The following is a 21792-nucleotide window of genomic DNA, read 5'->3' as shown; positions in this document are numbered from 1 at the left end:
ATTTCTCTGTGGAATTGCTAGCATCTGTGAAATCTGAACAATGTTTGCGGGACAACTTATGCGCAAAGAGTTTAAAACGGTCATAGATACCTTGTCAGAGCATATCATTGGTAAACCTCACCAGCTTAAACTGGCGGTAACCTGTTTGCTTGCCAAAGGGCATCTTCTTATTGAAGACTTACCTGGTATGGGAAAAACCACTCTTTCACACGCGCTTGCTCATGTTTTTGCACTGTCATATTCACGCATTCAATTTACCTCTGATTTGTTACCTGCTGATATGCTGGGCGTGAATATATTCGACCAGCAAAGCCATGAATTCCGTTTTCACCCCGGTCCCGTTTTTAACGAACTGGTGTTAGCTGATGAAGTAAATCGCGCATCACCTAAAACGCAAAGCGCATTACTTGAAGCAATGGAAGAGCACCAGGTAAGCGTGGATGGCACAACCTATTCTCTGCCCTCACCGTTTTTCGTTGTGGCTACCCAGAACCCCAGTCACCAAAGCGGAACGTATCCATTGCCAGAATCACAACTCGATCGATTTCTGATGCGCATTTCGTTAGGCTATCCGTCGTGGGAAGCAGAAAAAGCCATGCTGCAACAGCCCCAAGGCAGAGACAAAACGCCCCTGTCTTCTTGTATCAGTGTTGAGAGTTTGCTTGAACATCAACAAGCGGTTGCTGACCTTCGATGTAGTGATGCCGTGTTGACCTATGTGTTGAACCTGGTTAACCAAAGTCGTGAAGAAAGTGGCTATCCACAACCCCTCTCACCTCGTGCCAGTCGGGCTTTACTCGGTGCAGCCAAAGCTTGGGCCTATATTCACGATCGCGATTATGTGATTCCAGAAGATGTTCAGGCGGTTTTTGCGGCTGTTGCAGAACATAGACTTCGGGGACATCAGCAGGAGCAGTTTGAAGAAAGTACACTTAGCCAGAGACTGCTCAACAGTGTTGACCCACTTGCAGCCTGATCGCCTTTTTACTGTTGTACATACATGAAAGCTGCCTTTGAGTCTTTGTCATTAAAATGGCTGGCCTCCCGAATGCCACCGGAGCCTTCACATCGCCTGAGCCATGGAAATATATTTATATTTCCCGGCGTATTCGGCGTGTTCTATTTAGTGATGACGTTGTGCCTTTTTTTGCTGGCCATCAATTATCAAAATAACCTGTTGCTCTTTTTAAGTCAGTTTCTGATCAGTCTTATACTTATTGCCCTTTTCAGCGCCTACAAAAATGTGGCCGGCATGCTGCTTACCGCCTACGAGGTGAAACCGGTATTTGCCGGAGAAAATAGTTATCTGGAAATCAGAATAGAAGAAAACGATAAGCCACTGCACGGACAAATAGAAATTAAATGGTACGGTGACAAAAATCGTCACATGCTCGATTTGGAAATGGAAAAGAAACTTCACCACCTGCCTTTTCCCACTGCGTCGAGAGGTTTTCACCGACTTCCCCGCGTTACGGTTACCTGTTCGTGGCCCCTTGGCCTAATAAAATGTTGGACCCATTTAGACTTCGGCCACAAACTCCTTGTTTATCCTGCACAGAAAGCCGAACAAATATTGTTGGCGGAATGGCATTCAGAAAATGGCAAAGGCCGTAAAAACCAGTCAGGCACCGACGATTTTTATGCGCTTTACCCTTGGCAGGCCGGTGAATCGTTAAGCCGGGTCGCCTGGAAACGTGTCGCCAAAGGAGATGACTGGTTAAATAAAGTGTTTACTGAGCAGCAAGCAACCAGCGGTTATCTAGATATTGATTCGGTATCTAATCTCGATACAGAAACTGCCCTTTCGGTGTTGTGTTGGCAAATCGTGCAATTGTCTGCGGCGGGCAGTGAGTACGGCCTTAAACTGGGCAACGTTATTATTCCGCCATCGGTGGGGCCGGCGCATCGCAGCACATGCCTAAAAGCACTAGCGTTGTACCAGCGAGGTGATGCCTTATGATGGCGCCATCACTTCCTGTAGCAGGTAACCGCGACAGCTTACTTATTTCGCTGTTTTTTTTAGTACTTTCCCTCTCGCTTTTCGGTCAAATTCACCTTTGGGTTCTGCTCTTGTGTATTTGCGCAGCCGTGGTGAGAATATGTCTTTATAGTGGCCTTTATAACCATATGCCAGGCCGGCGAATGGTAAACTTACTGGCACTTTTAGCCGGTGTCGCCCTGGTAACAACCAGTAATAACGTAGATTTTCTGCGTGTTATGGTTAACTTGCTGTTGATGGCAAGCTCACTGAAACTCATGCTCCTTTCCAAGCGCAGAGATTTTTTCCAGCTATTCATCTGCGGAATATTCTTACTCGCGTGCGGCTTTATTTTCTATCAGTCGCTAGGCCGAACACTCTTTTGTGCGGCTATGTTTATCGTACTGCTTTTTATTCTATTCTCTGCGCACAATCCCTCCGCAGGCTTTGCTTTTCGAAGAAATAAAAGTGCGATTTTGATGCTGCAGGCCCTGCCTATTGCGCTCATGCTGTTTGTTTTCATGCCTAGAATTCCACCTTTGTGGAAGATGCCAGAAGGTAAATCCACTGAAACCGGATTAACCGATAAAATTACCCCGGGCGACATCGCTAATTTAGCGCAATCAGAAGATTTAGCTTTCAGTGCAACATTTACCACCGCCCTGCCAGCACAGCAATCACGGTATTGGCGAGCAATGACACTGGAATACTTTGATGGCAAATCGTGGTCGGCCAGTGAAACTCGCCTTTACGCGCAAGTACAACTCCAGCAAATGCGCAGAGAATTTTATCCTGCTGTAAGCGGAGAAGCATTACGCTATGAGGTTGTTACAGAGCCCACACAAAAAACCTGGTTGTATGCCTTAGATACGGCGGTACCGGATTCAGCTGCGAGCGGTCAGGCATTATGGCAAGGATGGAATTATCAGCTTTCGGCGCTACAACCGGTTTATAGCCGCTTCGCTTACCAGGTTGCCTCTTACCCTCAAACGCAAAGGGTCTCTTCAAACCTGGCCTTGGATAAAGCCATTAATACCCAGGTTCCAGAACGAGGCAACCCGCAGACACGAGAATGGGTCAATTCACTTCGCCAGCAGCACCCCTGGGATAACGATTTTGCTGTCGCGTTAATGGATTATTTTGCAGACGAAGGTTTCGAATACACGCTAACCCCTCCTGCTATGCTGGTTGATCCGGTTGACCGCTTTATGTTTGACGCGAAAGTGGGTTTTTGCGCCCACTACGCCAGTGCAATGTCTTATGCCTTTCGCCTTGCAGGCATTCCAGCGCGTGTAGTATCAGGCTATCAAGGTGGTACCCCAATAAACGACAATACTATTAACGTCTATCAGTACGACGCACACGCATGGGTAGAAGCATTGATTGATGGGTATTGGCGTACCTTTGACCCCACTACTGTTGTCGCGCCTTCCCGAATACTCGAAGGTTTTGAGCATGCTGCCCGTTTTTCAAATGAGATGCAGGGTGAACACCCTTTAAATGGCATTAATCAGTGGCAAGTGTTTGAATATTTCAGAATATTGAATGCGAGAATGGATTACTTGTGGAATCGCTGGGTACTAGGCTTCGATAATAACGACCAAACCGACGTTTTCAAACGCTTGTTAGGTGATATATCCACGTTAAAAATGAGTATTTTATCTTTTGGTCTTTTTGCTTTAACTGCACTGCTGCTCACACTTTACTTTGTGCCTTCCTGGCGCAGGAAGGCGATCTCCAAACATCAAAAGCGCTACCTCACAACCATCGAAAGTATTGAGAAACAATTTAACATACGGCGCGACAATCGAAGCCCCCGGCAGTTTTACGAACATTACAAAGCTATTTTTCCTCCACGTCTGTCGCAGGCGCTTCTTGCTCTGACTCAGGAATATGAGGCAATAGAGTATGGGGGTCATTCTCAGGGAGTTGAAAAAATAAATCAAAGATGTCGTCTTGTGTATCAAGCACTTCGTGATACTTACCCCCGCTCAAGGTGTTAAACCTCAAACCAAAATAGCTGTGCTCAACTTTCTCGACATGTTCAGCGGGAAAGAAAGGTTGATATTCGATAGATGCATGAGGGCAGCGGCTCTCTAACTCTGCCGCAATGCCATCGATCTGCCATTTCAGCATCCATACTTCAGCAATTTTGTATGGGCCAGTGAAAAATAGTAAGCAGTGCTTGGTTACCAACACTTTAGAAAGGCTGTATGCAGGAATACTAATCGGCTTAGATAGCCTCAGCCAGGACATAATATCAGGATAGATAATGATGGTGTCTTTATTTCCTTGGCGTCTTTTTATCACACAATTTCGCCACCATGTTTGTTTAAACCAAAGGTGGTAACACAAAAATCCCAGCGGAAAAATTGTAGCCGCAACCTGCAATAATATTTGCATTGTTTATCTCCTTGTTTGGGCTCACTTTATCAGTCTTATTCCACCTCGCAAGTACAGGTCTGGTACAGGTTTTCTATTTAAAAAATAAAAAAACCCGCCATATGGCGGGTTTTCTCATTCATCGATTATCGATTACTTAGCGTTTTTACGCGCTTTCGCTTCTTCGATAACTTTTTCAGCTACGTTCTGAGGACATGCTGAGTAGTGGCTGAATTCCATAGAGAACTGACCACGACCAGATGTAATAGTACGCAGGTGTCCGATGTAACCGAACATTTCAGACAGAGGTACGTCTGCTTTAATGCGTACGCCGGTAGCACCAGCTTCCTGGTCTTTGATCATACCACGACGACGGTTAAGGTCACCGATTACGTCACCTACGTTGTCTTCAGGGCTGAACACGTCAACTTTCATCACTGGCTCAAGCAGTTGAGGACCCGCTTTAGGCATAGACTGACGGAATGCGCCTTTCGCTGCGATTTCGAACGCGATTGCTGATGAGTCAACGGCGTGGAAACCACCGTCGTACAGTTCAACTTCAACGTCCAGTACTGGATAACCAGCCAGAGGACCTTCTTCCATCATACCTTTGAAGCCCTTCTCGATAGCCGGGAAGAATTCTTTAGGTACGTTACCACCAACAACGGTAGATTTGAAAGTGAAGCCGCTGTTTTGCTCACCAGGACGGATGCGGTAATCAATCTTACCGAACTGACCAGAACCACCAGACTGTTTCTTGTGCGTGTAGCTGTCTTCTACCGGGGTAGTGATAGTTTCACGGTAAGCAACCTGTGGTTGACCTACTTCCAGCTCAACGCCGTAAGTACGCTTCAGGATGTCTACTTTGATGTCTAAGTGAAGCTCACCCATACCTTTCAGGATGGTTTCGCCAGAATCTTCATCAGTTTCAACCTGGAACGAAGGATCTTCTGCAACCAGTTTACCGATAGCGATAGACATCTTCTCGTTAGCGCCTTTATCTTTAGGCTTAACAGCGATAGAGATTACCGGCTCAGGGAAGATCATTGGCTCAAGGGTACAAGGGTTCTTAGGATCACACAGAGTGTGACCAGTCTGAACGTTCTTCATACCTACAACAGCCAGAATGTCACCCGCTTGCGCAGAAGTCAGTTCTGTACGCTCATCAGCGTGCATTTCTACCATGCGACCAATACGCTCAGTCTTACCAGTAGCAGAGTTCAGGATGGTGTCACCCTTGTTCAGCTTACCAGAGTAGATACGGATGAAGGTAAGTGCACCGAAACGGTCGTCCATGATTTTGAACGCCAGAGCACGGAACGGCTCGTCAACAGATACTGTTGCAACTTCACCAGTAGGCTCACCTGTTTCTTCGTCAGTCAGATCCTGTGGATCAACTTCTGTAGGAGAAGGCAGGAAGTCTACTACTGCGTCCAGAACCAGCTGGATACCTTTGTTCTTGAAAGCAGAACCACAGTAAGTCGGGAAAAATGACATGTCGCGAGTACCTTTACGGATACAACGCTTGATGTCTTCTAAAGAAGGTTCTTCGCCTTCCATATAAGCCATCATCAGATCGTCATCCTGCTCAACGGCAGTTTCGATCATTTGCTCACGGTATTCGTTCGCTTTGTCTACCATGTCAGCAGGGATATCAACTACTTCGTAGTTTTCTGGCAGGCCAGAGTCATCCCAGATGTAGGCTTTCATGTCCAGCAGGTTAACAACACCCGTGAACTCGTCTTCGATACCGATAGGCAGAGTCATTACCAGTGGGTTAGCAGCAAGTACTTTCTTAACCTGGCCAACAACACGGTAGAAGTCTGCACCCATACGGTCCAGTTTGTTTACGAAGATTACACGGGCAACTTCTGATTCGTTAGCATAACGCCAGTTAGTTTCAGACTGTGGCTCAACACCGCCTGAACCACAGAAAACACCGATACCACCATCAAGTACTTTCAAAGAACGGTATACTTCAACAGTGAAGTCAACGTGTCCTGGAGTATCGATGATGTTCATGCGGTGATCTTTCCAGAAACAGGTAGTCGCAGCAGACTGGATAGTAATACCGCGCTCAGCTTCCTGTTCCATGAAGTCAGTAGTTGACTCACCGTCGTGTACTTCACCGGTTTTGTGGATTTTACCGGTAAGCTTCAAAATACGTTCTGTAGTGGTAGTCTTACCCGCGTCTACGTGGGCGAAGATACCAATGTTTCTGTAAAGAGATAAGTCTGACATTAGTTCACTTTCGTTGGTTCAGAGTAAAAAAACGGCCGGATTATAAAGGATTTCAATACCAGATTTATAGTCCTTTGCGAAAAAAGTCTAAAACTTATTCAGCGATTCCGCGCCAAGCCTTCAATTTTATATTTAAAATCATAAAGATACCACCACAAATGCGATTTACGCTTTTATGGCAGTAACAGTAACCTCATCGCGGTCGTGGTAAAGGTGTCTGACCTTTATGCGATAATCAGACGCTTTCTTACCAAGGCGCGCGTGTATCTCCCCCAGTGCGGTGGCCACTGTGTCGTAGCGTTTTTTCATTGGTAGCTTTAGATTAAATATGGCGTGGTCTGCCCAGCCTTTATCTAACCACTCACTCATCAGCACCGCCACCCTGTCGGGGCGCTCTATCATATCACACACGAGCAAATCTACACGGCCATATTTTGGCTTATAAGTAAATCCGTCTGCCGTATAATGATCTACCAGCCCGGTGGCCATTAAATGGTCATCAATGGCACCATTATCAATAGCCTCTACAGACATTTCACGAATCACCAGTTGATAAGTCCAGCCCCCCGGGCACGCGCCAAGATCCACCGCTCTTGCCCCTTCACGGAAAATCGTCGATCGCTCTTCTTCATCTAACATATTGAGAATGGCCTCTTCCAATTTCAGTGTAGAACGGCTGGGCGCCCTGGGCGGAAATTTTAACCGGCAAATACCATTCACAAATGGACTGCGGCAATCCGGATAAGAATGCCCTACATAGCAATTGTCGTAATCGGTGAAAAACACGTGCAGCCCGCGACCATCGTTACGCTCTTTGAATGTCAGCGCATTCTGTTTACGCAACCCTTGTCTGAGAGGCACGATAAACTTCTTACAGAATTTTGCCAGCGCCTTGCCATCTTCGGTATCGGCATGCTCAACAAACAGCAGCGTATTTTTCCATTCATCGGTATCGGCCTGGCTAATGGCGTCGAGCACGGGCCCTGCCCGGTTGGTTTTATCTAAACCTTCCAAATGTGCGGTAACCACCACAATTTGCCGTGGAAAAATGGTTTCGCTTACCGCAAGGCGACCACCTAAGCGGTCGGCATCACCTGGCTGATAAAAATGGAACAGAATATAGCCCTGCTCAGACTTAAATTCCGGGTAACCATAAACTTCAAACTGGGTGCTCAACGCCGTTAACTCGTTAGCGGTGTCTGCCTCGTAACCAGGGCGACAATAAACCAACAAACTATTCACGCCACTGCCCCTTTACTATGCCAGCGATAAGACAACCCCAACCAATCATAAAACACAGCCCACCCAATGGTGTAACAGGGCCTACAAAGCGCCATTCCAACAACGTAAGCAAATAAATACTGCCACTAAAAAATACAATTCCTACAGTAAAGAACACACCGCAGAGTAATAAAAGTCGCTCGCTGATGATATTGCGGAATGCCACTAACAACAGCAACGCGAGGGCATGGTAAAACTGATAATCCACCGCAGTGTGATACGCAGTGAGTTGCGTAGCGGACAACACCGACTTGAGTGCGTGTGCGCCGAATGCGCCAAAGATCACACTGCAAAGCGCAGCCAGTGCACCGATTAAAGCAAATGATTTAGTCATGAATATGCCTGTTTATAAACGTCACTGTGGCCGATACAGCAGTGGCCATGTTGTCATCAAAAGTAATACCACTCGCTTTTCGTGGTTTGAGGCTATGGTCACCATCCTGCAAAAAGACGGTTTCTATTGAGGAAGACAGCGGATACTGAGCGACTTCACCTTTCGTTCCGAAGGTATCCCGTTCTCCCTGAATAATACACAGCGGCTTAGATAACGCCTCAAGATGTGCAGTACGTAATTTCTCTGGCTTTCCTGGTGGATGAAACGGGTAACCATAGACTACCGAGCCCGCAACATCGGCCTGATCAAGGATTAGCGTTGAGACTCTACCGCCCATGGATTTGCCGCCGATAAATAATGGCGTGGATACCGACGATCGTAACGCGTCAATCTGCGCCAGATAGTGGGCTTCCAGTTTATCAATTTTCTCCGGCGGACGACGCTTGCCGGTTTCGGTCATAATTTGCATGTAAGGAAAATCAAAACGAATAACGGTAATTTTCTGTTCAGCCAGCCGTATCGCCATGTCGGCCATGAAATCGGAATGCATGCCGGCGCCGGCGCCGTGAGCCAAAATCAAGGTGGCGACTTCATTCTCTGCTGGGGTTATCTGGGTGCTAAAGGTCATTCTGTTCCTCTTCTACCTGAGCCAAAATCCAGGCTCTAAAGGCGGCAATTTTACCTAATTCTGCCTGCGCTTCATCACATACCAAATAAAAAGCATCGCGACTGGCGACTTTTTCTTCGAAAGGCATGATAAGACGGCCTGCATCCAATTCAGGCCGGGCAAGTATCGTATTACCTAGCGCGATGCCCTGTCCTAATGCTGCAGCTTGCAAAACCAACATAGAGTGACTGAATACCGGCCCCTGGTTCACATTCACACCCGCTACACCCACACTCTTTAACCAGTTCTTCCACGCCTCGCGACTTAAATCATGTAGCAATACGTGATGACGCAAGTCACTCAGACTTTCTAATGGTTTCGGGCCATTAAACAATAGTGGCGAGCAAAGCGGTGTAAGGAATTCGGTATGCAGCTTATCCGCTTTAACTCCGCTCCAGCGGCCTTTTCCGTAATAAATCGCCACGTCGACATCGTCTTCGAGAAAACCTTCGTCGAAATCCACGGCTTTAATGCGAACGTCGATATCCGGGTGTTCAATACTAAAGCGGCTTATTCGCGGCACTAACCACTGACTGGCGAAACTTGGCGGCATGGCCACCGTAATCGCCCCTTTGCTGCCTTTCGCTAATAAGCGCTCTGTCGCCTCCTGCAAGTTTTTAAAGATATCTTTCAGTTCAAGAAAATAAGCTTGCCCTTCTTCGGTAAGCAACAATGTTCGGTTACGCCGCAGAAACAATTTCATCGATAAAAATTCTTCTAAGGCTTTTATCTGATGGCTTACCGCAGCCTGAGTGACAAACAACTCTTCAGCAGCTTTGGTGAAGCTAAGATGACGTGCAGCGGCCTCAAAGGCTTTAAGCGCGTTAAGTGGAGGAAGGCGTCGTTGCAAGGAAAGGTACCGGGTTATGAAACTTGCGTGAAATATACATTAGTTTTTCTAATCAATAAACCCTATTTAAACTCGTTTTAAAGGCACCTTAAAACTGTTTATTATTCGCCCGCATTCGAAACAGAGCCCATTTTTTCAATAAGTTATGGTGCAGAATTGTTAAACAATGCAAACAATTTGTTAATAAGTTTAAAGTTAAATTAATTAGGTGTGATATGACTAAGTTTAAAAAATTCTTCAGCCAGATGGCTGTTATCCTGGCGGCAACTACCGCTTACCCGACACTTTCGCAAGAACTGCCTGCTTCAGCGGCAGTTACCCCGCTTATCAGCGCCATCGAACTGAACATTGAGGCAATTAATGTACAGGAACAGGTCAAAGCCGTACTAGTAACAGAAACGCAGCAACAACTCGCTGCTACGCTACTTGCTATGAATGAAGAAGAACGATCGCAAGCGGAGAACACGCAAGGCGAATAACCTCTCATTCCACACCTGATTCGGATGCCGGTGGCTGGCAATGGCCAGCCACTGGCATTCGTCTTCAGCGTTCTGAATTAATTCGCGCTGGTATCCAGAGGCACAAATCCCTTCACCAATTCATCCAATGCTTTCATTTGCTGCAAATACGGTTCAAGTTTAGACAGCGGCAATGCACAAGGACCATCACATTTTGCTTCATCCGGATTCGGATGCGCTTCAATAAACAGGCCAGCCAAACCTAATGCCATGCCACTGCGCGCTAATTGTGCTGCTTGTGCACGACGACCGTCTGCCGACGTTGCCCGGCCACCAGGCATTTGCAACGCGTGTGTTGCGTCGAAAATCACCGGTGCATATTCTTTCATTGCATCCATGCCCAGCATATCTACGACCAGGTTGTTATAGCCAAAACTGGTTCCACGCTCACAAAGAATCACTTTATCGTTCCCTGCTTCACCAACTTTCTTGATGATATGGCGCATTTCATGGGGGGCAAGGAACTGAGGTTTCTTCACGTTGATAACCGCACCGGTTTCTGCCATAGCCACAACTAAATCAGTCTGGCGGGCAAGAAATGCCGGCAATTGAATAACATCAACGACTTCAGCCACAGGCGCGGCCTGATAGGGTTCATGCACATCGGTAATAAGTGGTACGTTGAACGTCTTTTTGATTTCTTCAAAAATTTCAAGACCTTCATCCATACCCGGGCCGCGGTAAGAGGTGACTGATGAACGATTTGCTTTATCGAAAGACGCTTTAAATACGTAAGGAATACCCAACTTAGTGGTGACTTCCACGTAATGTTCTGCAATTTTCATTGCCAAATCACGAGATTCCAGCACATTCATGCCGCCGAATAAAACAAAAGGTTTGTCGTTTGCTACAGTGATATCGCCTAACGCGATTTCACTTAAAGATTGTGTCATTTGAGCATTTCCAACTTCAGAATAATAAAGGCTGTTTGGTAATGGCAACATTGGCAATCAGGCCAATCCAGACCAGTGCGCCAACAAAGCCAATCCAGCGTAAAGGCGCGTTACGCCCCCATTTCAGGGCAAACATACCCATAAGAATATAAGCAATCAGTCCCACAACTTTGAAAGTTAACCACCCCTGTAAAAAAGGAAACTGACCAAGAATAAAGCATAACCAAATTGCGCTGGCTAACAGGAGCGTATCGACAACGTGAGGCAGTATTTTCAGCCACTTTTTAGTGAGTAATTCGCTATTGAACTGACTCAGCATAAAGCGAAAGATAAACAGAAATACGCTAACCCCCACTGCGGTTAAATGAAGATGTTTCGCCATCATATACATAAAAGAACCTCTTATTTTTTATCGTTATTTTCTGCCTGGCGCAGTTGATTAATTTCGTTTTTCGTAGACTCAAACTGCTGGCTTAGCAGCACATTATCAAAGGCAAGTTGTACATTTTTAGCAAACATATTCAGTAGCCGTACATTGGCTTGGGTTAATTTTCCGGGCACGCCAGACAAATACAACAATGAGCCCTGAAAGGTTTTGCCCGAACAATATGCAACGATGTAATCATCTGCGAAAATAATGCGTTTCTCTTCAAGTGCCTGACGGCATAACACATAGGCCTCGGCAGGTAATGCTTTGCTTAATGGCTGACCTTCTTGCCCAGCATATTCACCATTCCCGGCAAACACGTATAATTCGTCGGGTTGCGCATGGGTAACAGGTTTAGGCGCGGCTACCGCACTGGTGATGTAAGCGGCATGTTGTGAGAAGCCCATTATAGAGGTCAATTGCTGAATGATGCCGCGCATAAATTGCTCGACAGAGCGAATGGAAAACAAATCGGCAGACGCATTGATAATCTTCTCGAGTCCGGCCCGGCTTTCTTCAATCACCATAATATCGCGATAGCTGCGAAGTGCGGCGATCATCACCGTGAACAGTTTTTGCGCAGTGAGTTCAGTTTTCGATTTGTAATCATTAATGTCGTAATTAATGATTACTTCCCGTTCAGGCGCTTGCCCGGGCTGTCCGGTGCGTAGAATAATTCGGGTAAAATGGTTATGCAGTTGCTCTCGAATATACTCAGCCACGTCTAACCCGGCTTCGTCGGTTTCCATTACGACATCGAGTAAAACCACTGCCACATCGTTGTGTTGCCTGAAGTAGCTTTTTGCTTCCTCACCACTGTAAACGCTGACAAACTCGAGGCATTTATCATCAAGAATAAAGTCATTCAACGCGAGTTTGGTGACCGCATGCACCTCAGGTTCATCGTCGACAATCAGTATTTTCCAACTACCCAACTCTTCAATGATTTCTTCGTCTTCATCTTCGGCAAACAGAAAGTCGTCACTCATCCATTTTATTCCATTATTGAGAAAGCCAGTCAAAGCATACTGGATGGGAGATTAATCGCAAGCGGGCATTCTGGCGACAGTAATGCGGTCGTGACCGGCAAGATCGCGGAAAGTCTCTGCATCGGTATATCCTGCCTGTTTATACAAATGACAAATTGCAGGGCCCTGCTCAAAACCATGTTCAATAAGCAGCCAACCACCGGGTTTTAAATAATCACGCGCCTGCGTGATGATGAAGCGAATATCATCCAAACCATCTTCGCCTGCGGTAAGCGCAGAACGGGGTTCAAACCGCACATCGCCAAGTTTGAGAAACTCGCTACTTGTTTCCACATAGGGTGGATTGGTCACCAACATATCAAATTGCTTTCCCGTTAAAGAGGAAAACCAGTGACTTTCAAGAAATTGGGCGTTAGCAACATTATTATGAAGCGCATTGGTCTTAGCCAAGGTGACAGCGTCAGCAATTCTGTCAACGCCATAAACGTGGAGACCTGGCCGCTCGCTGGCGATTGCCAGTGCAACAGCGCCGGTGCCGGTACCGAGATCACACACACTCTCAGCCGTTTCAGGCAATAACTCAAGGGCTTTTTCTACCAGTATCTCGGTTTCCGGACGGGGAATGAGTGTGCTTGGGTTCACCTGTAATCGCAGAGTCCAGAAATCACGATAGCCTGTTAGATGGGCCACAGGGTGACCATTTTTACGTTGTGAGACAAGCTGGAGAAATTGCTCTTGCTGGGTTTCTGAGAGCGTTTTGTCGCTCCAGGTAAATAAATAGGTTTGCGATTGCCCGAGAACGTGAGCCAATAACACCTTCGCATCGGTGGCGGGAGACTCGCTGCCAGCTAACATTTCACGCGCCAGGGCAAGCGCCCCGGCAATGCTTAATGACATTATTCGTCAGCCAGAGAAGCCAGCAAGTCGGCCTGATGTTCCTGGCGTATAGGGTCTAGCAATGCGGCTAAATCCCCGGCTATCACTTCATCCAACCGATAAAGCGTTAAATTGATACGGTGGTCGGTCACTCGTCCCTGCGGGAAGTTGTAAGTACGAATACGCTCAGAACGGTCACCACTGCCCACCAGGTTACGGCGCGTCGTTGCCTCTTCTTTCGCACGCTTCTCCTCTTCCATTTGGTTCAGACGTGCTTGCAAAACCGACATGGCTTTAGCCCGGTTCTTGTGCTGTGAACGCTCGTCCTGACACTCTACCACCAAGCCCGTGGGTAAGTGAGTAATACGAATGGCAGAATCGGTTTTGTTAACGTGCTGACCACCGGCGCCCGACGCACGGAAAGTATCCACTTTCAGATCAGCCGAGTTAATCTCGATGGCTTCCGATTCTGGAATTTCAGGCAGTACGGCAACCGTACAGGCTGAGGTGTGAATACGGCCCTGCGATTCGGTTTCAGGTACACGTTGAACCCGGTGACCACCCGATTCAAATTTCATCACGCCATAAACGCCTTCACCGCTCATATTCGCAATCACTTCTTTGAAACCGCCATGCTCGCCTTCGTTCTGGCTAACAATTTCTACGCGCCAGCCCTTCGTCTCTGCGTAACGGCTATACATGCGGAATAAATCACCGGCAAAAATCGCCGCTTCGTCACCCCCTGCTCCAGCACGAATTTCCAGGAAGCAGTTGTGGTCATCGTTGGGATCTTTCGGCAGCAGCAGAATTTGCAGTTCGCTTTCCAGCGTAGTCAGTTCTTCTTTTGCAGACTTCATCTCTTCCTGCGCCATTTCACGCATCTCGGCATCGTCTTCCTGCAACATCTCTTGTGCTGATGCCAGGTTTTCTTCTGCTTGCTGATAAGCGTTAAAACCTTTTACCACGTCTTCCAACTGGCTAAATTCCTTCGACAGTGCGCGGAATTTTTCCTGATTGGAAATTGTGTCCGGATCGCCGAGTAATGCCTGCACCTCGTCAAAGCGTTCTACCAGGTGCTCCAGCTTTCTCTTCACCGATTCTTTCATATGCGTTGTTTACCTTTCTTTGTCCTGCTCTTCAGGAGCAAGATCCATCGCCTGTCCCAGCCATTGAGACAGCGCGCTATTTTTATCTTGTGCCGCTTCACGTAGCACCCTTGTGGGTCCGTGCATCAGAGTATTAGCCAGTTTATACGCTAATTCCTGAATGATTGCTTCAGGCTCTCGCCCTTCAGACAGTTGATTCACGGCTTTGCCAACCAATTCATCTCTGGAAGCCATGCTCTTCTGACGGTATTGGCGAACTAAATCAATGGATTTTTGCGCCCGTTTCCAATTCAGGAAAACCAACGCTTGTTCGCTGATAATTTTTTCTGCTTCTTGCGCCGCTAATTCCCGTGATGCCAGATTTTGCTCGACAATGTGCTGAAGATCATCAACCGTGTAGAGGTAAGCATCCCCCAGCTCATTCACTTGCGGCTCTATGTCTCTGGGAACCGCCAGATCCACCATAAACATTGGGGTATTCCGGCGCTGCTTCAGCGCACGTTCTACCATACCTTTACCAATTAATGGTAACTGACTCGCAGTAGAACTAATAACAATATCAAACTGGTGCAAGTGATCAGGGAGTTGCGATAACGTCAACACTTCAGCCCCGAGATTTTCGGCCAGCTTCTCTGCCCGGGCTACAGTGCGATTTGCGACAGCAAGACGTTGTACGCCCTGCTCTTTTAAATGCTGAGCAACCAGCTCGATGGTTTCTCCTGCCCCAACCAACAACACTGCGCGTTTCGGTAGGGCACTGAAGATATGTTTGGCCAGTTGCACAGCGGCGAACGCCACCGACACGGCATTGGCGCCAATCTCTGTTTCAGAACGGACTTTTTTCGCTACCGAAAACGTATGTTGAAACAGGCGCTCAAACTCACTACCCACAGTACCGGAATGCTTGGCATCATTGAATGCTTGTTTGATTTGCCCGAGGATCTGTGGCTCGCCCAGTATTAACGAATCGAGGCCGCTGGCTACTCGCATAACGTGTCGAACCGCGTCTTCCTGATGATAAAGATAGCTGTTATCCGAGATATCCTTTTCAGAAACCCCATGAAATTCCGCTAGCCATTTCAATAATAACGCGGCTTCATCCACCCCTTTCACATACACTTCTGTGCGATTACACGTGGAAACAATGACAGACTCGTCTATGCCGTTCATCTGTTTCAACGAGGCGAGCGCAGACACCAGAGAATCCGGTGTAAATGCAACTTTTTCGCGAAGTGCTACAGGTGCTGTTTTGTGATTAATTCCGAGGGCAGTAAGGGTCATTGAAATTCATGGTGGCATCAATGGAGCGGCATTGTACGAAAAACGCAAAATGATTGAAAGTACTCCTGAAACTGTGTTCCCATTAGTTGTGGTTGATTTGCCACATTCGCGACTCTTTTTTGCAGGGGATCATACTCTTTTATGTTTTGGCGAATAATTACACTGGCGATATTTTTTCTCGCCCTTTCTGCCTGTACCACTTTACCCGACGGCCCGGAAACCGCGGTTAACCTGCCTTCGCAGCTGCAACAACTAAAAACCGTGGAGCACTGGCAGATAAAAGGGAAGATGGCTATTCGAAACGACAAAGAAGCCGTGAGTGCCCATTTAAACTGGAAAACTGATGCACCCGATTTTGATTTCCGATTAACCAATATGCTGGGAATCACATTGGCTACTTTATCAGTGAACGATGGCATGGCGAGCCTTGAAGCCGATGATAAGCATTATGAGGATACCAATCCGTCTCGCCTTATTTATCAAACAACAGGTTGGGACATTCCGGTGAATCGGTTGCTCAACTGGATAAAAGGCTTACCTCTAGCAGGCGATGACTACCAACTGAACGACAAACAACTGCTGGCATCGCTGTTTCCGGCCTGTGATAATTGTGGCAACTGGAAAGTGATTTACAGTAACTACGGTAATGTCGATGGCATTTGGTTACCTCACCAGCTAACCCTTACCCAAACGAACAACAGTAAAATGCTGATTAAAATCCGAATTGATGAATGGACAATACAGTAATGCAATCTTATGACTGGTGGCCCAGTCCTGCGAAACTTAACCTTTTCCTGCATATTCTTGGCCGATACGAGAATGGTTATCACCAATTGCAGACATTATTTCAAATTCTTGACCGTGGCGATGAACTGGCGTTTGAGTTGGTGTCGTCGAATGACATCACGCTGTCACCGTCAATTCCCGGTGTGAATGACGAAGATAATCTGATCATCAAAGCGGCAAAATTATTAAGAGAGCACTGTGGTATTAATCGCGGCGTAAATATATTTTTGCGAAAAAACCTTCCCATGGGCGGTGGTATTGGAGGCGGTTCTTCAAACGCTGCAACGGTACTTGTGGCATTGAACGCGCTTTGGAATTGCAAACTGGATACCAGTGAATTAGCAGCATTAGGCCTCAAGTTAGGTGCAGATGTCCCCATATTCGTGGAAGGTCACACCAGTTTTGCAGGTGGTGTTGGCGAGGCAATTACTGCCACAGAACTTAACGAACAATGGTATTTGGTTGTTAACCCGGGTATTCACGTAGGTACTGCCGATATTTTCCGCGAATCATCCCTGCCCCGCAACACACCGGCCATTGAGTGGGACAATTATACTTTTGATGCAACACACAATGATTGTCAGACAATTGTCTGTGATCGCCATCCCGAAGTTGCATTATTATTACAGTGGTTGCTACAATTCGCCCCGTCGCGGATGACGGGCACAGGCGCGTGTGTATTTGCTATATTTAGTGATGAAATTTCAGCCAGGCGTGTTCTTGATACCTTGCCCGGAAAATGGACTGGTTTTGTTGCTAAAGGTGTAAACACCTCGCCCTTATTACAAAAACTAAAACCGTGAACGAAGCATCGGACATGAATTAAATTTTTGGGGTATAGCCAAGTTGGTAAGGCAGCGGGTTTTGATCCCGCCATCCGTTGGTTCGAGTCCAGCTACCCCAGCCACCACCTTTATCAATGCACTGAGGAAACACTTGTGCCAGATATGAAGCTCTTTGCAGGCAATGCTGTCCCGGAACTTGCCCATAAAGTCGCCGAACGCCTTTATACTAAACTTGGTAACGCCAGTGTTGGTCGCTTTAGCGACGGTGAAATCAGCGTAGAAATTCATGAAAACGTCCGTGGCTCGGACGTTTTTATTATCCAGTCTACCTGTGCACCAACCAACGACAACCTGATGGAACTGATCGTGATGATTGACGCCCTGCGTCGCGCATCAGCCGGTCGTATCACCGCTGTTATCCCTTACTTTGGTTATGCTAGACAAGACCGTCGTGTACGTTCTGCTCGTGTGCCAATTACCGCTCGTGTTGTTGCAGACTTCTTGTCTAACGTGGGTGTTGACCGCGTTTTGACCATCGATTTACACGCCGAGCAAATCCAGGGCTTCTTCGATGTGCCTGTAGACAACGCATTCGGTACCCCAATCCTGCTTGCCGATATGGTGCAGCGTGATTTTGTAGACCCAATCGTAGTATCTCCAGACATCGGCGGTGTTGTGCGTGCCCGCGCAACAGCAAAACTGCTGAACGATGCCGATTTGGCCATTATCGATAAGCGTCGTCCAAAAGCCAATGTGTCTCAGGTTATGAACATTATCGGTGACGTTAACGGCCGCGACTGTATCATCGTAGATGACATGATCGACACCGGCGGTACACTAGCAAAAGCTGCGGAAGCACTGAAAAACCATGGTGCGCGAAAAGTGTATGCCTACGCTACTCACGCCATTTTCTCAGGCAACGCGCCGAAAAACCTGAAAGAATCTGTCATTGATGAAATCATCATTACCGACAGCATTCCACTGTCGAAAGACATGAAAGCCACAGGTAAGGTTAAGCAACTTACGCTTTCTGAAATGCTGGCGGAAACCATTCGCCGTATCAGCAATGAAGAATCTATTTCGGCAATGTTCGAATACTGATACACAACTCGATTCAACCTATCCAAAGCCGGCGCAGCAATGCGCCGGCTTTTTTTTACTTTAAGCAGCGATTAGGAATTTCCAGATAAGCAACAGGTAATTCATTGTTTTTTCTGTGTTAACACTTAAAGGTTGATTGCCGACTATGTTACGGTAGAAATCGAATACTGATATGGATATCGTCATGAAATTAAACAAAGTCTTGTTGCCGCTAGCCCTGTGCATACCCAGCTTTCAAAGTAATGCGGAAGATGTGCTCAGGCAACTGGAAGTAAAAATGGATGCCATTGCCACAGCAATGATAGAACCGAGCGGTCCGGGATGTTCTGTGGGTATCATTCAGCAAGGGGAATTTATTTTCCAAAAGCATTACGGGCTGGCCAACGTTGAACACAGCGTGCCCATTTCAGCAGCTACTCGCTTCAGAATGGCATCGGTATCGAAACAGTTTACTGCTATGGCAGTTTTACTTCTGGCCGATGATGGATCAATCAATCTTGATGACGACATCCGTAAGTACATTCCGGATCTCTATGAGTACCAGCACGAAGTCACTATCAACGCCATGTTGGGGCATTTTGCCGGTATGGGCGACTATGACACGCTGAACGAATTGCTGTCCGAACCATTACATTCCGTATCCGGTAAGCCTTTCAGACTCGGTGATGAGGATTATCTCTCCAACGATGAATACTATGACTTACTCAAGACGTTACCTTTGCTTACTGCACCGGAAAAGGAACAGCGCTACAGCAATTTCGCTTACAACCTTCTGACCTTACTGGTTGAAAATGTGAGTGGCCAAACATTCAGAGCATTTACCACCGCCCGAATCTTCACCCCTTTAGGAATGAAACACACCTTCTTTGCTGATGATAAACGTGAAGTCATTCCACACAGAGCTTACGGCTACATCAGCACAAAAAACGAAACAAGCGGAAAAGCGAAACTTGAAGTCAATATGACAAACCTCTATGTGACCGGGGATGGTGGCTTATTTACTACCCTTGAAGATATGCGTTTGTGGAACAACCAGTTTAGCAATCCAATTTTAGGTAAAAAGCCCGCCGAGCTTATCGCATTAATGAATACACCCAACGGCGATTTCCCCGATCGCGATGAACACAAATGGTACTACGCCAATGGTCAATACACAGACGGCCGCTATTACTTCCACAACGGTGGCTGGCTCGGAACAAGTACCAGTTTCATTCGCCGACCAGATACACACACTTCCGTGGTTGCCATGTGCAACAGTAACTCACTTGATACGAATGCCCTCACCTATCCAGTGTTCCAGATACTAGCGGATTTAGATTTATGGCACGGTGAAGATCCATCGGTGTTTTAAATACAGCTTTCTCTTTTGTATGTTGGAAAGAAAGCAACAAAAAACGATAAGATAATAATCAAAGATAACGACAGAAACATTAATAAGGAGAATTAATGAGATATGTTATTGCGGCTTCACTGTTAGGTTTACTGGCGGGTTGTAGCGCTACGGACAGTAGCAGTGAAGTAAGTAGTCATGCAACTGGCACTTCTGCGAAAGAATCATCTCTGGCAGATTTAAAGCGTTTCCCGCCCAGATACCCCAAACAGCAAGCAATATACGGTAGGGAAGGATGCGCCACTATTGAATATGTTGTCGGAACAGACAGAGAAGTCACTGCGGTTGAAGTTGTCAGCGCAACAAATAAGGATTTTGCGCGGGAAGCCAGCAAAGTAGTTAGCCGATGGAAATGGCAAAGTGTTAGCGAAACAGCTTTTCAGGCACCGCTAAAGTTTCAGACCCGGTTTGAGTTTTGCCTTGAGAACGGCAATGGTAACTGTGGCGATTCTGTACTTGCTACCAAAGATCAGTGTACCGGCAACGATGTAATCGCTGTTGTGGGTCGCAGATTCAAATTCCCCTGATAGCCAGCAGTCACGAAAAAGGCCGTGTGTCCATTCTGCTAAATAACGTTTTCCTTACCCGTTAGCATACTCTTTTTATCTGGGAGGGCATCCTTAAGCCTGAAAAATTGAAAAGCAAGTATGTTCATTCATTGTCCGTTCAGGCTTTACACGGCACAATGACCTTTTTGAGATTGTTGTTAAGGATGCACTATGATTCGTCAGATTGTGATGATTGCGGTTTTTGTTACCTGCGCCGCTTGCAGTGATACCACTGCATCAGTCAGCGAGCCTGTTTCAACGAAGACTAATGTTGAGGAGAGTAAAATGACGGAAGCGACAAATAAAAACCTCTCTAAAATCAGTGGTCAGCTTCAGTATCAGGACATGGAAGGCGGTTTCCTGGGCTTCATCGCAGACAATGGCGAAAAATATACCCTTCGAGGCCTCGATAAGCACTACCGTCAAAATGGTATGCGTTTGGTAGTCACTGCCGTCCCCATGGATGTCATGACCATCACCCAGTTTGGTAAAGTCATGCAAATTCAGGAAGTACTTAGTGCTGACGACAGTGAAGTTATGCCCATCCCGCGCAAACCCGGCACAAGCCTCATGTAATGTCACATTTAAGTTTGTAACTCGGAGGGTGCAGTGGTAGAATTCGCCGCCCTTTTATTTCGGGGCCTGGCAGAAATGCCAGATACGCGTGAGTTTTGGTCGCAAAAACTCACAAACGATAAACTTAAATTTTTGGAGACATTTCAATGTCTGAAGGTATTTTTAACCTGGATGCAGTAGTACGTACTGACCTGGGGAAAGGTGCGAGCCGCCGCCTGCGTCATGCTGACAAAGTTCCTGCCATCCTGTACGGTGGCGAAGAAGCCCCTGTTGCACTGACTCTTGAGCACAACAAAGTAAACAACGCTGCTGATTTTGAAGCGTTCTACTCTCACGTTCTGACTCTGAACATCGACGGTCAGAAAGTTGAAGCGTTAGTTAAAGACATGCAACGTCACCCGTATAAGCCTAAAATCACTCACATCGATTTCCAACGTGTTATCGCGGGTGAAGAGCTGCACACTAGCGTTCCTGTTCATTTCATCAATGAAGACAAAAACGCAGCAATCAAAGCTGGCGGTATCGCAGAGCACCTGGTAACTGAAATTGAAGTTACTTGTCTGCCTAAAGACCTGCCTGAGTTCGTTGAAGTAGACATGGCTGAACTGGACATGGAAACCACTCTGCACCTGTCTGACCTGACTCTGCCTGCTGGCGTTAGCTCTGTAGAACTGGCGAAAGGCGACGACGCGCACAACCTGGCCGTTGTTACCATCAAGCCTTCACGCGCTTCTGTTGAAAGCAGCGATGACGAAGGCGAAGAAGGCACAGCTGAGGAATAAT

21 protein-coding genes, 1 tRNA gene and 1 pseudogene are annotated in these 21792 nt (G+C 46.9%); 12 read left to right on the top strand and 11 right to left on the bottom strand.

The genetic code is table 11. From position 1 onward, the window contains the following. Positions 1-58: 58 nt before the first annotated feature. From BFC18_RS02135 to BFC18_RS02125, 3 genes are read left to right on the top strand one after another with little or no spacing between them, the layout of a single operon-like run. Complete coding sequence (locus BFC18_RS02135) at positions 59-976, top strand: AAA family ATPase (protein ID WP_070123549.1); 918 nt, start codon at positions 59-61, stop codon at positions 974-976. A gap of 24 nt (positions 977-1000) precedes the next feature. Beyond that, positions 1001-1960 (top strand): DUF58 domain-containing protein, encoded by a 960-nt coding sequence (locus BFC18_RS02130; RefSeq protein WP_070123548.1) that lies wholly within the window; start codon positions 1001-1003, stop codon positions 1958-1960. Continuing rightward, positions 1957-3981, top strand: a complete 2025-nt coding sequence (locus tag BFC18_RS02125) for a transglutaminase TgpA family protein (protein WP_083272875.1) — start codon at positions 1957-1959, stop codon at positions 3979-3981. The genes BFC18_RS02130 and BFC18_RS02125 overlap by 4 nt, the downstream gene beginning before the upstream one ends. Before the next feature lie 532 nt (positions 3982-4513). Here the strand turns inward: BFC18_RS02125 and fusA are convergent. From fusA to BFC18_RS02100, 5 genes are all read right to left on the bottom strand, one after another. Continuing rightward, the gene (gene fusA / locus BFC18_RS02120) at positions 4514-6601 is read right to left on the bottom strand and encodes an elongation factor G (RefSeq protein WP_070123547.1); all 2088 of its coding nucleotides are present in this window, start codon (positions 6599-6601) and stop codon (positions 4514-4516) included. Positions 6602-6766: 165 nt separating this feature from the next. Beyond that, a complete protein-coding gene (gene rlmM / locus BFC18_RS02115; protein ID WP_070123546.1) occupies positions 6767-7843 on the bottom strand; it encodes a 23S rRNA (cytidine(2498)-2'-O)-methyltransferase RlmM in 1077 nt (358 codons plus the stop codon). Further along, positions 7836-8216, bottom strand: coding sequence for a DUF423 domain-containing protein (locus BFC18_RS02110; protein WP_070123545.1), 381 nt, complete (start codon positions 8214-8216; stop codon positions 7836-7838). Before BFC18_RS02110 ends, rlmM begins: the two co-directional genes overlap by 8 nt. After that, entirely contained in the window at positions 8209-8844 is a 636-nt protein-coding gene (locus BFC18_RS02105) for an alpha/beta family hydrolase (protein ID WP_070123544.1), read from the bottom strand. Before BFC18_RS02105 ends, BFC18_RS02110 begins: the two co-directional genes overlap by 8 nt. Continuing rightward, positions 8834-9733, bottom strand: a complete 900-nt coding sequence (locus tag BFC18_RS02100; protein WP_070123543.1) for a transcriptional regulator GcvA — start codon at positions 9731-9733, stop codon at positions 8834-8836. Before BFC18_RS02100 ends, BFC18_RS02105 begins: the two co-directional genes overlap by 11 nt. 215 nt (positions 9734-9948) lie before the next feature. Here BFC18_RS02100 and BFC18_RS02095 point away from each other — a divergent pair, with 215 nt between their 5' ends. After that, the gene (locus tag BFC18_RS02095) at positions 9949-10212 is read left to right on the top strand and encodes a hypothetical protein (protein WP_070123542.1); all 264 of its coding nucleotides are present in this window, start codon (positions 9949-9951) and stop codon (positions 10210-10212) included. Between the two features lie 77 nt (positions 10213-10289). Here BFC18_RS02095 and kdsA read toward each other — a convergent pair whose 3' ends face one another. From kdsA to hemA, 6 genes and pseudogenes are all read right to left on the bottom strand, one after another. Continuing rightward, positions 10290-11144: a 3-deoxy-8-phosphooctulonate synthase gene (kdsA, locus tag BFC18_RS02090; RefSeq protein WP_070123541.1), complete on the bottom strand. Its 855-nt coding sequence runs from the start codon at positions 11142-11144 to the stop codon at positions 10290-10292. 16 nt (positions 11145-11160) lie between these two features. Beyond that, positions 11161-11529 (bottom strand): SirB2 family protein, encoded by a 369-nt coding sequence (locus BFC18_RS02085; RefSeq protein ID WP_425388345.1) that lies wholly within the window; start codon positions 11527-11529, stop codon positions 11161-11163. Between the two features lie 56 nt (positions 11530-11585). Then, a pseudogene (locus tag BFC18_RS02080) lies at positions 11586-12560 on the bottom strand (DUF3369 domain-containing protein); the annotation flags it as partial. A gap of 51 nt (positions 12561-12611) precedes the next feature. Continuing rightward, positions 12612-13457 carry a peptide chain release factor N(5)-glutamine methyltransferase gene (prmC, locus tag BFC18_RS02075; RefSeq protein ID WP_070123538.1) on the bottom strand — a complete coding sequence of 282 codons (846 nt, stop codon included), beginning with the start codon at positions 13455-13457 and terminating at the stop codon, positions 12612-12614. Further along, on the bottom strand, positions 13457-14542 hold the full coding sequence (prfA, locus tag BFC18_RS02070) for a peptide chain release factor 1 (RefSeq protein ID WP_070123537.1): 1086 nt from the start codon (positions 14540-14542) through the stop codon (positions 13457-13459). Before prfA ends, prmC begins: the two co-directional genes overlap by 1 nt. A gap of 9 nt (positions 14543-14551) precedes the next feature. After that, the gene (gene hemA / locus BFC18_RS02065; RefSeq protein ID WP_070123536.1) at positions 14552-15823 is read right to left on the bottom strand and encodes a glutamyl-tRNA reductase; all 1272 of its coding nucleotides are present in this window, start codon (positions 15821-15823) and stop codon (positions 14552-14554) included. Positions 15824-15964: 141 nt separating this feature from the next. Here hemA and lolB point away from each other — a divergent pair, with 141 nt between their 5' ends. The 8 genes from lolB (at position 15965) to BFC18_RS02025 (ending at position 21791) form a co-directional block, all read left to right on the top strand. Then, positions 15965-16570 carry a lipoprotein insertase outer membrane protein LolB gene (lolB, locus tag BFC18_RS02060; protein WP_070123535.1) on the top strand — a complete coding sequence of 202 codons (606 nt, stop codon included), beginning with the start codon at positions 15965-15967 and terminating at the stop codon, positions 16568-16570. After that, positions 16555-17412, top strand: coding sequence for a 4-(cytidine 5'-diphospho)-2-C-methyl-D-erythritol kinase (gene ispE, locus BFC18_RS02055; RefSeq protein ID WP_070123534.1), 858 nt, complete (start codon positions 16555-16557; stop codon positions 17410-17412). The genes lolB and ispE overlap by 16 nt, the downstream gene beginning before the upstream one ends. 28 nt (positions 17413-17440) lie before the next feature. Next, positions 17441-17516: transfer RNA gene (locus tag BFC18_RS02050), tRNA-Gln, on the top strand. A 31-nt stretch (positions 17517-17547) separates the two neighbouring features. After that, positions 17548-18495, top strand: coding sequence for a ribose-phosphate pyrophosphokinase (locus BFC18_RS02045; protein ID WP_070123533.1), 948 nt, complete (start codon positions 17548-17550; stop codon positions 18493-18495). Between the two features lie 184 nt (positions 18496-18679). Next, entirely contained in the window at positions 18680-19846 is a 1167-nt protein-coding gene (locus BFC18_RS02040; protein WP_070123532.1) for a serine hydrolase domain-containing protein, read from the top strand. A gap of 95 nt (positions 19847-19941) precedes the next feature. After that, complete coding sequence (locus tag BFC18_RS02035; protein ID WP_070123531.1) at positions 19942-20412, top strand: energy transducer TonB; 471 nt, start codon at positions 19942-19944, stop codon at positions 20410-20412. A gap of 192 nt (positions 20413-20604) precedes the next feature. Continuing rightward, entirely contained in the window at positions 20605-21009 is a 405-nt protein-coding gene (locus tag BFC18_RS02030; RefSeq protein ID WP_070123530.1) for a hypothetical protein, read from the top strand. A gap of 146 nt (positions 21010-21155) precedes the next feature. Beyond that, positions 21156-21791, top strand: a complete 636-nt coding sequence (locus BFC18_RS02025) for a 50S ribosomal protein L25/general stress protein Ctc (protein ID WP_070123529.1) — start codon at positions 21156-21158, stop codon at positions 21789-21791. Position 21792 lies beyond the last annotated feature (1 nt).

This window comes from Alteromonas confluentis, assembly GCF_001757105.1.
In the GTDB taxonomy this organism is placed as follows: Bacteria; Pseudomonadota; Gammaproteobacteria; order Enterobacterales; family Alteromonadaceae; genus Alteromonas; species Alteromonas confluentis.
The sequence above is the reverse complement of the archived record's forward strand: the minus strand, read 5'-3'. Positions and strand labels throughout refer to the sequence as shown.